The organism is Escherichia sp. WS1450 (assembly GCF_046487395.1).
Classification (GTDB): domain Bacteria; phylum Pseudomonadota; class Gammaproteobacteria; order Enterobacterales; family Enterobacteriaceae; genus Escherichia; species Escherichia coli.
Genome location: NZ_JBJQJO010000027.1, coordinates 1 through 12,615 on the forward strand (window position 1 = coordinate 1; position 12,615 = coordinate 12,615).

Annotated in this window: 9 protein-coding genes; 4 read left to right on the forward strand and 5 right to left on the reverse strand. The window is 52.8% G+C overall.

The window, feature by feature from the left end:
* A partial coding sequence (locus ACJHYR_RS22895) for an IS3 family transposase (RefSeq protein WP_032209474.1) occupies window positions 1-310 on the forward strand: 310 nt, incomplete at its 5' end.
* 85 nt (window positions 311-395) lie between these two features.
* Here the strand turns inward: ACJHYR_RS22895 and ybaL are convergent.
* Together ybaL and fsr are read right to left on the reverse strand one after the other, a co-directional pair.
* A complete protein-coding gene (gene ybaL / locus ACJHYR_RS22900) occupies window positions 396-2,072 on the reverse strand; it encodes a YbaL family putative K(+) efflux transporter (protein WP_000546234.1) in 1,677 nt (558 codons plus the stop codon).
* Between the two features lie 237 nt (window positions 2,073-2,309).
* Window positions 2,310-3,530, reverse strand: a complete 1,221-nt coding sequence (gene fsr, locus ACJHYR_RS22905; protein WP_001251635.1) for a fosmidomycin MFS transporter — start codon at window positions 3,528-3,530, stop codon at window positions 2,310-2,312.
* A gap of 217 nt (window positions 3,531-3,747) precedes the next feature.
* On the opposite strand from fsr, the gene ushA reads away from it, so the two are divergent.
* The gene (gene ushA, locus ACJHYR_RS22910; RefSeq protein WP_072837532.1) at window positions 3,748-5,400 is read left to right on the forward strand and encodes a bifunctional UDP-sugar hydrolase/5'-nucleotidase; all 1,653 of its coding nucleotides are present in this window, start codon (window positions 3,748-3,750) and stop codon (window positions 5,398-5,400) included.
* Window positions 5,401-5,436: 36 nt separating this feature from the next.
* Here ushA and ybaK read toward each other — a convergent pair whose 3' ends face one another.
* From ybaK to copA, 3 genes are all read right to left on the reverse strand, one after another.
* Window positions 5,437-5,916, reverse strand: coding sequence for a Cys-tRNA(Pro)/Cys-tRNA(Cys) deacylase YbaK (gene ybaK / locus ACJHYR_RS22915; protein ID WP_000186631.1), 480 nt, complete (start codon window positions 5,914-5,916; stop codon window positions 5,437-5,439).
* A 203-nt stretch (window positions 5,917-6,119) separates the two neighbouring features.
* Window positions 6,120-6,914 carry a TraB/GumN family protein gene (locus ACJHYR_RS22920; protein ID WP_000365158.1) on the reverse strand — a complete coding sequence of 265 codons (795 nt, stop codon included), beginning with the start codon at window positions 6,912-6,914 and terminating at the stop codon, window positions 6,120-6,122.
* 428 nt (window positions 6,915-7,342) lie between these two features.
* The gene (copA, locus tag ACJHYR_RS22925) at window positions 7,343-9,847 is read right to left on the reverse strand and encodes a copper-exporting P-type ATPase CopA (protein ID WP_000083991.1); all 2,505 of its coding nucleotides are present in this window, start codon (window positions 9,845-9,847) and stop codon (window positions 7,343-7,345) included.
* A gap of 262 nt (window positions 9,848-10,109) precedes the next feature.
* Between copA and glsA the strand changes: the two genes are divergently transcribed.
* On the forward strand, window positions 10,110-11,042 hold the full coding sequence (gene glsA, locus ACJHYR_RS22930; RefSeq protein WP_000883027.1) for a glutaminase A: 933 nt from the start codon (window positions 10,110-10,112) through the stop codon (window positions 11,040-11,042).
* A gap of 2 nt (window positions 11,043-11,044) precedes the next feature.
* Entirely contained in the window at window positions 11,045-12,337 is a 1,293-nt protein-coding gene (locus ACJHYR_RS22935) for an APC family permease (RefSeq protein WP_000982143.1), read from the forward strand.
* Window positions 12,338-12,615 lie beyond the last annotated feature (278 nt).

Consider the following 12,615-nt stretch of genomic DNA (forward strand, 5'->3'; position numbering starts at 1 on the left):
AGAAAAACCGCTGCTCCACAGTGATCAAGGGTGGCATTACCGGATAAAAAGTTATCAGTCTGCCCTGGCAGACAAAGGGTTAGTGCAGAGCATGTCGCGCAAGGGCAACTGCCTTGATAATGCGGTAATGGAGAATTTCTTTGGTCACCTGAAAGAAGAAATGTACTATCGCCGGGACTACAGAAGTGTAGAAGAGCTGGAAAATGCCGTTAACGAATACATAACTTACTGGAATCAAAAAAGAATAAAACTCAGTCTTGGGGGACTCAGTCCGGTAGAATACCGGACTGAGTATCAAAAAGCCGGTTAACTGAAACTGTCCAGGTTTTGGGGTTCAGTTCATGGCGCGTCTTATCAGGCCTATATATCCGCGCCTATTATCCGGCAACCACCGTTTACCCCGTCACCACTTCACCCGCCGGTGGTGTTTCCAGCAGTTCCAGCATAGTACGAGCAATTTCACGCTCACCCATCACTACCTGATTCGCGCCACGTTCGGTGATATACGCCACTTCATCGTCATAATGGGCGCGGGCGATAATCTCAATATCCGGATTTTTCGCGCGGGCAGACGCCACAATCTCGCCCGCTTCATAACCGTTGGGAATCGTCAGGATCAGCCATTTTGCACATTCCAGATGTGCCAGTTGCATAATCTCTTCGTTCGCCGCATTGCCCAATACTGCGCGGACCCCGCGCTCGCGCAGTTCATCGACGCGAGTACGTGACGTCTCAATCACCACTAAAGGAATATCAGAGGCGAGCAATTTCTCCCCCAGCAGGCTGCCTACACGACCGTAACCTACCAGTAGCGCATGGTTGCAAATATCCACTGGGATCTGCTTCTCTTCTTCGATAGCCTCTTCCAGCGTCTGCTCTTCCAGCGTTTCGGTCTTCGCCAGATATTTCTCCAGCAGCGCAAACAGGACCGGGTTGAGCATAATCGACAAAATCGCCCCTGCCAGTACCAGGTTTTGTCCGGCCTGCGGCAGTAAATTCAATGCCATTCCCAGTCCCGCCAGGATAAATGCGAACTCACCAATCTGCGCAAGGCTGGCGGCGATGGTTAACGCCGTGCGCTGGGAGTGACCAAACAGACGCACAAGGAACAGTGCCGCGACCGATTTACCAAACAGAATAATTGCCAGCGTCGCCAGCACTGCCAGCGGTTGCTGAATCAGAATTAACGGATCAAACAACATCCCGACGGAGACAAAAAACAGCACCGCAAACGCGTCGCGCAATGGCAGCGTATCGTGGGCGGCACGGTGACTCAGTTCAGACTCGTTCAGTACCATCCCGGCAAAGAACGCACCGAGTGCAAAGGAGACATCAAACAGCTCCACCGCACCAAAGGCAATCCCTAACGCCAGCGCCAGCACCGACAGGGTAAACAGCTCACGGGAACCGGTTGCTGCGCTACGTGCCATAATCCACGGCACCAGACGGCGACCTACCAGCATCATAATGGCGATAAATGCGATCACCTTGCCGATGGTGATCCCCATATCGACAGCAAGAGTGGCAAAGCCCACATCGCCTTGTTCCATCATTCCTGCCACTGCGGGCAGCAACACCAGCGTCAGAACCATTACCAGGTCTTCCACAATCAACCAACCGATGGCGATTTGCCCACGCTGACTGTCTATTAATTGCCGTTCTTCAAGTGCGCGCAGTAACACCACGGTACTGGCGGTGGAAAGGCATAAGCCGAACACGATACCGGTCATTAACGACCAACCCAGCACGGCGGAGAGCGCCATACCCAGCAGCGTCGCCACGGCTATCTGGGCGATCGCACCGGGAATGGCGATGGCCTTTACCGCCATCAAATCCTTCAGCGAAAAGTGCAGACCCACGCCAAACATCAACAGAATGACGCCCAGTTCAGCCAGTTCCGGCGCAAGCTTGGTATCGGCAACAAAGCCCGGAGTGAATGGTCCTGCCAGCACACCCGCTAACAGATATCCCACCAGAGGAGAAATACGTAGTTTATTGGCCAGCATGCCGAGGATAAAGGCGAGCACAAGGCCGCCAACAATGGTGGTGATAAGCGGGGTGGCGTGATGCATTCCGTCTCCTTTTCCTGGTGGTTATTGTCCATTTTTGGCCGGGAAAACCAAAATTACAGGTAATAGTTTATGACAATTTCATTGAAGATGTTTATGAATAATTGTTGAATTTTGCAGAAAAATGGAATTAGCTGCAAAAAAAGCACGGATCGGAAAACAGAAGGCGGTTTAACAGAGTAAAGGCTTATGGCGACTGTAAAACGATGCAGCCAAAGTTTGCCTTTGGCTGCAATGAAATCACTCTTTATGCCGGTTATCAGGCAGGAATATGGTCAACATTCCCAATAGTGGCAGGAAAGCACAGATTTTATAGACTAACTCGATGCTGGTGTGATCGGCGATAAGCCCCAGAACTGCCGCTCCCAGACCTCCCATGCCAAAAGCAAAACCGAAAAAGAGTCCAGAAACCATACCGATACGTCCCGGAAGTAGCTCCTGAGCGTAGACCAGAATGGCAGAGAATGCCGAAGCGAGGATAAATCCAATAATCACCGTTAAAACCCCCGTCCAGTGCAGGCTGGCGTAGGGTAAAATCAGCGTAAACGGCGCAACGCCGAGGATAGAGCCCCAAATCACATATTTCCGTCCAATTTTATCCCCTACAGGCCCGCCGATCACCGTACCTGCCGCAACGGCAAACAGGAAGGCAAACAGATGAAGCTGAGCATTCTGGATAGATAATCCGAATTTTTGCATCAGATAAAAGGTGTAATAGCTGCTGATGCTCGCCATATAGAAATATTTCGAGAAAATGAGGATTAACAGAATGCTGACCGCCAGTACCACTTTGTTGCGCGGCAGTGGATTGATAATCGTCGCTTTGGGTTTTCCTTTATTCATTCGGTGCTGTGCCGAGTACCAGCGGCTGATTTGCGCCAGCACCACGATCGCCAGCAGTGCCGCAAGCACAAACCAGGCAACGTTGCCTTTGCCATAAGGCGCGATAATCACCGCCGCCAGCAAGGGGCCCAGGGAGCTGCCAAAGTTGCCGCCGACCTGAAAGATAGATTGCGCCAGGCCATGCCGCCCGCCGGAAGCCATACGGGCCACGCGAGAAGATTCCGGATGAAAGACCGATGAACCGGTACCGACCAGCGCCGCCGCCAGCAGAACTGCGCCAAAACTGCCCGCCAGCGCAAGCAGCACCAGACCACTTAAGGTAAAGCACATGCCAATTGGCAACGACCACGGCATCGGATATTTATCGGTCCAGTAACCGACCACCGGTTGCAGTAGCGAGGAGGCGAGCTGGAAGGTGAGGGTTATCATGCCAATCTGCATAAATGTCAGAGAAAACTCTGACTGAAGCAGCGGATAAATCGCCAGAATCAGCGATTGGATCATGTCGTTCAGCAGATGTGAGAGGCTGATAGCACCTAAAATACCAAACGATGTTCGGGCCTTGGTCGTTGACGCAGCCGCGCCCGCCACAGGCTGGGTTTGTTCACTCATTGCCATAGGAAAGTCACTTTTTCAGGGTTGCTATGTAAAGAATGATCTTATTTGTGATTATTACCCGACTAACATACCTGTATGCGTCGCCTGAAGGAAGTCTCAACGCCGAATACAGAATTTCTAATCTGGATGCAGATTTATCTTCACCGGACGCAGACTTGTCTATGATGTCGCGTCATACTATTTTTCAACACGTTGAAATCAGGTCAGGGAGAGAAGTATGAAATTATTGCAGCGGGGCGTGGCGTTAGCACTGTTAACCACATTTACACTGGCGAGTGAAGCTGCTCTGGCGTATGAGCAGGATAAAACCTACAAAATTACAGTTCTGCACACCAATGATCATCATGGGCATTTTTGGCGCAATGAATATGGCGAATATGGTCTGGCGGCGCAAAAAACGCTGGTGGATGGTATCCGCAAAGAGGTTGCGGCTGAAGGCGGTAGCGTGCTGCTACTTTCCGGTGGCGACATTAACACTGGCGTGCCCGAGTCTGACTTACAGGATGCCGAACCTGATTTTCGCGGCATGAATCTGGTGGGTTACGATGCGATGGCAATCGGTAATCATGAATTTGATAACCCGCTCACCGTATTACGCCAGCAGGAAAAGTGGGCAAAGTTCCCGTTACTTTCTGCCAATATCTACCAGAAAAGTACCGGCGAGCGCCTGTTTAAACCATGGGCGCTGTTTAAGCGTCAGGATCTGAAAATTGCCGTTATTGGTCTGACGACGGATGACACAGCGAAGTTAGGCAACCCAGAAAACTTCACCGATATTGAGTTCCGTAAGCCCGCCGATGAAGCGAAGCTGGTGATTCAGGAGCTGCAACAGACAGAAAAGCCAGACATTATTATCGCGGCGACCCATATGGGGCATTACGACAATGGTGAGCACGGCTCTAACGCACCGGGCGATGTGGAGATGGCACGCTCGCTGCCTGCCGGATCGCTGGCGATGATCGTCGGTGGTCACTCGCAAGATCCGGTCTGCATGGAGGCAGAAAACAAAAAACAGGTCGATTACGTGCCGGGTACGCCATGTAAACCGGATCAACAAAACGGCATCTGGATTGTGCAGGCGCATGAGTGGGGCAAATACGTGGGACGGGCTGATTTTGAGTTTCGTAATGGCGAAATGAAAATGGTTAACTACCAGCTGATTCCGGTGAACCTGAAGAAGAAAGTGACCTGGGAAGACGGGAAAAGCGAGCGCGTGCTGTACACCCCTGAAATCGTTGAAAACCAGCAAATGATCTCGCTGTTATCGCCGTTCCAGAACAAAGGCAAAGCGCAGCTGGAAGTGAAAATAGGCGAAACCAATGGTCGTCTGGAAGGCGATCGTGACAAAGTGCGTTTTGTACAGACCAATATGGGGCGGTTGATTCTGGCAGCCCAAATGGATCGCACTGGTGCTGACTTTGCGGTGATGAGTGGAGGCGGAATTCGTGATTCTATCGAAGCAGGCGATATCAGCTATAAAAACGTGCTGAAAGTGCAGCCATTCGGCAATGTGGTGGTGTATGCCGACATGACCGGTAAAGAGGTGATTGATTACCTGACCGCCGTCGCACAAATGAAGCCAGATTCAGGTGCCTACCCGCAATTTGCCAACGTTAGCTTTGTGGCGAAAGACGGCAAACTCAACGACCTGAAAATCAACGGCGAACCGGTCGATCCGGCGAAAACTTACCGCATGGCGACATTAAACTTCAATGCCACCGGCGGTGATGGCTATCCGCGCCTTGATAACAAACCGGGCTATGTGAATACCGGCTTTATTGATGCCGAAGTGCTGAAAGCGTATATCCAGAAAAGCTCGCCGCTGGATGTGAGTGTTTATGAACCGAAGGGTGAGGTGAGCTGGCAGTAATCCGAAAGTGCCGGATGTTCGCATCCGGCACAATGCTTAATCGCGGCGGGCGATATCAGCAAATTTGGCATCGAGGATCTTCGCCAGATCGCCTGCCGCCAGTTCGATATCCAGCCCGCGCTTGCCGCCGGAAACATAAATAGTGGCAAATTCTTGTGCGGGGGCGTCGATAATCGTTGGCAGACGTTTTTTCTGCCCCAGTGGGCTAATCCCCCCAACCAGATATCCCGTCGAACGCTGCGCAACCATCGGATCGGCCATCTCAACTTTCTTGGCACCCAGCGCTTTTGCTACTTTTTTAAGATCCAGTTGACCTGCGACCGGCGTAACGGCCACGGCAAGGTGTTTCATATCACCGTTCACTGCGACCAGCAGCGTTTTGTAGACCTGATCCGGATTCAAACCTAATTTTTTGACGACTTCATCGCCAAAATTGGTTTCAGCCGGATCGTGCTCGTAGGTATGGATTTGAAACGAAATCTTGTTTTTTTCGAGTAATTTAACTGCGGGTGTCATGGTAATTTTCCTGCCTTAAACAAAAAAACGAAGCAAGCATACGCCTGATGGCGGTCCAAAAAAAAGAGTCATCTTGCCTAAGAGTATTGGCAGGATGGTGAGATTGAGCGACAATCGAGTTACACCGTCGCTTAAAGTGACGGCATAATAATAAAAATATGAAATTCCTCTTTGACGGGCCAATAGCGATATTGGCCATTTTTTTAACGCAACATCTGCGGCAAATTCCCTTCTCCATACAGGTGTAGTGCACCGACTGCGACCACATAGCGCCCCGGCGGCATGGCGCATAATTTGTCCCGCCAGGCGAGATTTCGCTGATGCATCAGCACATCGTACAGCGACTGACTGAACGTATTAGGCAGCGTTATTTCATTATTTTGCGGCGGCGCATTCAGCCACCAGCTCATCATTTGTTGCAGCAACCGTGCATTGGTGTGCCAGTGGGTCAGCGTATCGTCCAGCAGCGCCAGTCCGTTGTCAGGGAGCTGGAGCAACATGGCAATCTGGTTTTCTGCCCCTTCCAGTTCAATCACGGGTTTATGTTGTTGCTTCGCCGCCTGCAATAGCTGGTAATCGATACCGTATTCTGCCCGCAGCCCCAGTTTTTGTGCCTGCGTCGCCTGAAGAACCATCGCGATTTGCCACAGCGGTTGGGTAGAAAAGAGTGAGGTAGAAATGCCCATCTCCTGGCTAATGTGCTGCAGGTTTTGGAGTTGCTCCTCGCTAATGCGCTCTTCCAGCGCCTCGCAGGCAGGCAAATTAGCAAAAGGCGTATCGCTGGTGGAAACATCCGCCTCGACGATCAGCGCATCGGCGTTTTTGAGCTTTTTGAGCAAACGGGTGGGCAGGGGAGCCATATCGTGGCTGCCCATATGAATACTGCCAATCAGATGAAAATGGCGATTGCCGGGAAGAGAGATATCGATAGCAGGCCAGGTGTAATGATTACCGCGCAGCGCGGCCCAAAGCGTTTTTACCCGGTACAACAGATCCATACGACCTCCCTTTGTGAAATATCATGCTAGCGCGCGGGGAGGGATGGCGCAAATGGAGTTATGAGGCTTGTTCAGTGGTAGCTTAAATATGATCGAAAAATTGTTTTTGCTTTGAAACGAAAGACTGCACCGGTGTTGGTGGCGTCAAAATCGCCGAGGCGTTCCCTGAAGGCCGGGGCAGCCCACATGGATGTGGGCTGAGGGCGCGTTTTACAGGGATGTTACCTCGCGCCCGACCCGGTAGCCGCAAGGGATAAGCTGAGGGTACCGCGCAGCGGCGATTTTGTTCGCCAGAGCCCGGGGGTGCAGGGGGCGGCGGCGATTGGCCGCCCCCTGCGCGCTCCCTGCGCCAGTCACTTTATATGGCATGACTCATAAAAGGAGCGCAACAAGAACTGGATCTCACAAACGCATTAAGTAAATACCAATCACTCTTTCGGTTTAAACCGCAGTAACCGGTTGGCGTTACTCACTACGGTAATCGATGAGAGCGCCATTGCCGCTCCGGCGACCACCGGGTTAAGCAGTGTTCCAGTGAACGGCCACAAAATACCGGCGGCGACCGGAATACCAATGCTGTTGTAGATAAACGCGCCGAGCAGGTTCTGCTTCATATTGCGCAGCGTTGCGCGGGAAATCGCGAGCGCATCTGCAACACCCATCAGGCTATGGCGCATCAGGGTAATCGCCGCGGTTTCAATGGCAACATCACTGCCGCCACCCATCGCAATACCGACATCCGCCTGGGCCAGCGCTGGCGCGTCGTTAATGCCGTCGCCCACCATTGCCACCTGACGTCCTTCACTTTGCAGACGTTTGATCGCTTCGGCTTTACCGTCCGGCAGCACCCCGGCGATCACCTCATCAATCCCTGCTTCTTTGGCGATCGCATTGGCGGTGGTTGGGTTATCCCCGGTCAACATCACCAGACGATATCCCGCTTTATGCAGACGTTGCAGCGCCGCCACGCTATCACTACGCAACGGATCGCGTACTGCCAGCAAGGCCACCGCTTTCCCGTCAACCGCCAGCAGCACAGGCGTTGCCCCTTGCGATGCCTGAGCTGAAATATCTGCCTCAATCGCTTTAGTATCAACTTGCTGGTCATTTAACAGCGCCTGATTGCCCAGCAATACCGCATGACCTTCAGCTTCACCGCTCACACCCAGCCCGCGCAATGTGCGGAAACCGTTGACCTGCGGTAGCTGCATATCACCTGCTTTATCGAGGATCGCCCGTGCCAGCGGGTGGCTGGAACCTTGCTCCAGCGCCGCCGCCAGACGCAATGCTTGCGCTTCATCAACATCAGCAAATGTTTTTACTGCGACAACCTGCGGCTTCCCTTCGGTCAGCGTCCCGGTTTTATCGAACACCACGGTGTCGAGCGTACTGGCGCGTTGCAGCGCGTCGGCGTCCCGCACCAGCACACCAAACTCAGCCGCCCGCCCGACGCCCGAAATAATCGACATCGGCGTCGCCAGTCCCAGCGCACACGGACAGGCGATAATCAGCACCGTGGTGGCAATCACCAGGGTATAGACAATCTGCGGTGCCGGACCAAAGAAATACCAGATTGCCGCACTGATCAGCGCAATGACTACCACTACCGGCACAAACACGGCGGAGATTTTATCCGCCAGTTGACCGATTTCTGGCTTGCTGCTCTGGGCCTGTCGCACCATGCGAATGATCCGTGACAGCGTAGTATGGCTGCCGACCGCACTGGCACGAAACAGCACACTGCCGTCCTGTACCACTGTCCCGGCATGGACGCTATCGCCTTCGCCTTTTTGCTGCGGGATAGGTTCGCCCGTCAGCATCGCTTCATCCAGCCACGCTTCGCCTTGAGTAATCTCACCATCTACCGGCACACGGTCGCCGGTCGTCAGGCGCAGTAACATACCTGGCTGAACATCTGCCAGCGGCACGTTTTTTTCACCTTCGTCAGTGACCAGGCGCGCCGTCGGTGGGGTTAAATCGAGTAATTTCTCCAGCGCCTTAGAAGAACGCTGACGCGCGCGCGCTTCCAGCATATGGCCGAGATTGATCAGACCGATAATCATCGCGCTGGCTTCGTAATAAAGATGTCGCGCTTCCATCGGGAACCACTGCGGCCACAGGTTGACGCTCATCGAATAGAGCCACGCCACGCCCGTACCCAGCGCCACCAGCGTATCCATTGTCGCCGCGCCGTTCAGCAGGCTTTTCCATGCACTGCGGTAAAAATGCCCGCCGGCGAAAACCATTACCGCCAGGGTTATCAGGCCGATAACCAACCACAGGCTGCGGTTGTCGGCGGTGACCATCATGTTATCGCCGATCATCCCCCAGACCATCACCGGGATACCCACCGCCAGTGCGACAATCGCCTGCCAGCGGAAGCGCTTCATCGTAGCGACGGCGGTTTCTTGCTGGCGCTCGCGGCGTTTAGCGTCATCTTCAATCGCTTCCGCGCCGTAGCCCGCTTTTTCCACCGCCTGCACTAAATCTTGTGGGGAGGCACTGCCCATCACCAGCGCAGTACGCTCCGCCAGGTTTACCCGTGCCTGAGTGACGCCCGGTACGCTTTGCAACGCATTTTGTACGCGGGTGACACAGCTGGCGCAGCTCATGCCGCTCAGCAGCAACTGCTGGCTGTCATCGTCATCGGCGGTCGCTGCCGGAAGCGCCTCAGAAACCGCTGTCAGTGCTTCCGACGGGATTGATGACTCCGCCAGCGGTTTAGCCTTTGGGTGGCTTACAGATGCGTCATAACCCGCTTGTTTGATGGTTTCGATCAGCTGTTCTGCACTGGCAGTCCCGGTAACGTGCGCTTCAGTGACAGACACATCCGCCTGCTCAACATCCGGGCGCTGTTCGAGACTTTCTTTCACGCGTTTAACGCAGTGACCGCAGGACAGGCCGTCCAGGGTCAGGTCGATAGTTTGTGACATAAAACACTCCTTTTAAGACAGTTTTGACTGGCTGTGATAAAGGTTAAACCTTCCAGCAAGGGGAAGGTCAAGAAATTAATAAACCAGGCGGGTAAAAGTCCGTAAAGATTAAAAAATCGGCTCGATTTGCATCAGGATTAGACATTTATCTCTTTGTTTTCCTGTAGTTAAGTTGCGGGTGCTAAGTTAAATCAGGATGCCTGAAAATCGGCACCGGGGTGAGGAATTACCTCCCGCATCTATAAAAAGGAGTTAACAAAAGATGTTAGATGCAAACAAATTACAGCAGGCAGTGGATCAGGCTTACACCCAATTTCACTCACTTAACGGCGGACAAAATGCCGACTACATTCCCTTTCTGGCGAATGTACCTGGTCAACTGGCAGCAGTGGCTATTGTGACCTGCGATGGCAACATCTATCGCGCGGGTGAGAGTGATTACCGCTTTGCGCTGGAATCCATCTCGAAAGTCTGTACGTTAGCCCTTGCGTTAGAAGATGTCGGCCCGCAGGCGGTACAGGACAAAGTTGGCGCTGACCCGACCGGATTGCCCTTTAACTCAGTTATCGCCTTAGAGTTGCATGGCGGCAAACCGCTGTCGCCACTGGTAAATGCTGGCGCTATTGCCACCACCAGCCTGATTAACGCTGAAAATGCCGAACAACGCTGGCAGCGAATTTTACATATCCAACAACAACTGGCTGGTGAGCAGGTAGCGCTCTCTGACGAAGTAAACCAGTCGGAACAAACAACCAACTTCCATAACCGGGCCATTGCCTGGCTGCTGTACTCCGCCGGATATCTCTATTGTGATGCAATGGAAGCCTGTGACGTGTACACCCGTCAGTGCTCCACGCTCATCAATACTGTTGAACTGGCAACGCTTGGCGCGACGCTGGCGGCGGGTGGTGTGAATCCGCTGACTCATAAGCGCGTTCTTCAGGCCGACAACGTGCCGTACATTCTGGCTGAAATGATGATGGAAGGGCTGTATGGTCGCTCCGGTGACTGGGCGTATCGCGTTGGTTTACCGGGCAAAAGCGGTGTAGGTGGCGGTATTCTGGCGGTCGTCCCTGGCGTGATGGGAATTGCCGCGTTCTCACCACCGCTGGACGAAGAAGGTAACAGTGTTCGCGGTCAAAAAATGGTGGCATCGGTCGCTAAGCAACTCGGCTATAACGTGTTTAAGGGCTGATCATGATGAACACGGAAGGTAATAACGATAACAAACCCCTCGGTCTATGGAACGTCGTTTCCATCGGCATTGGGGCAATGGTGGGGGCGGGGATCTTCGCGCTGCTGGGGCAGGCTGCGTTGCTAATGGAAGCCTCGACCTGGGTCGCCTTTGCTTTTGGCGGTATTGTGGCGATGTTTTCCGGTTATGCCTATGCGCGCCTGGGGGCGAGCTATCCCAGCAATGGCGGTATTATCGACTTCTTTCGTCGCGGATTAGGCAACGGCGTCTTTTCGCTGGCACTCTCGTTATTGTACCTGTTGACGCTGGCGGTGAGCATCGCCATGGTCGCCCGTGCTTTTGGCGCTTATGCCGTGCAGTTTTTGCATGAAGGCAGTCAGGAGGAGCACCTTATATTGCTCTACGCGTTGGGGATCATTGCGGTGATGACGCTTTTCAACTCCTTAAGCAACCATGCGGTAGGGCGGCTGGAAGTGATCCTCGTCGGCATTAAAATGATGATCCTGTTATTGCTGATCATTGCAGGTGTCTGGTCGCTGCAACCGGCGCATATTTCTGTCTCTGCGCCCCCCAGCTCCGGTGCGTTCTTCTCCTGTATCGGGATAACCTTCCTTGCCTATGCGGGCTTTGGCATGATGGCGAACGCGGCGGATAAAGTGAAAGATCCGCAGGTCATTATGCCACGGGCGTTTCTGGTGGCGATTGGCGTTACCACGTTGCTTTATATCTCGCTGGCGCTGGTTTTGCTTAGCGATGTATCGGCATTAGAGTTAGAAAAATATGCCGATACCGCCGTAGCGCAGGCAGCTTCTCCGCTGCTCGGGCATGTGGGTTATGTGATCGTCGTCATCGGCGCTTTACTGGCGACGGCTTCAGCCATCAACGCGAACCTGTTCGCCGTGTTTAACATCATGGACAACATGGGCAGCGAACGCGAACTGCCGAAGCTAATGAATAAATCCCTGTGGCGGCAGAGTACCTGGGGCAACATCATTGTCGTGGTGCTGATTATGCTGATGACGGCGGCGCTGAATTTAGGCTCACTCGCCAGCGTTGCCAGCGCCACCTTTTTGATCTGCTATCTGGCGGTGTTTGTGGTGGCGATCCGCCTGCGTCATGATATTCACGCCTCGTTGCCGATTCTTATCGTAGGTACGTTGGTGATGTTGTTGGTGATCGTTGGCTTTATCTACAGCCTGTGGTCCCAGGGCAGCCGTGCGTTGATATGGATTATTGGTGCAATCTTACTCAGCCTTATTGTGGCAATGGTCATGAAGCGCAATAAAACCGTATAACACCTCTCTGCGCGCAGTACAGCCTGTACTGCGCCTTTGTCTTTAATTCAAATTTCCTTTCTTATTCCTTTAATAAATAAGTCACATAAAAATGATATATACGCGATAAATCTGTGATGCTAATCACTTATTACCGTGGATTATTCTTAATGTGTATGATGGTAATCTAAAAGTCGTAGTGTATTCTAAATAAATAACGTATAAGCTTTTTAGCTGCATTTCTTTGCCAATATCAATGATCGACAAAAGAGATGCACAAGTTATTACCCTTCTTAATA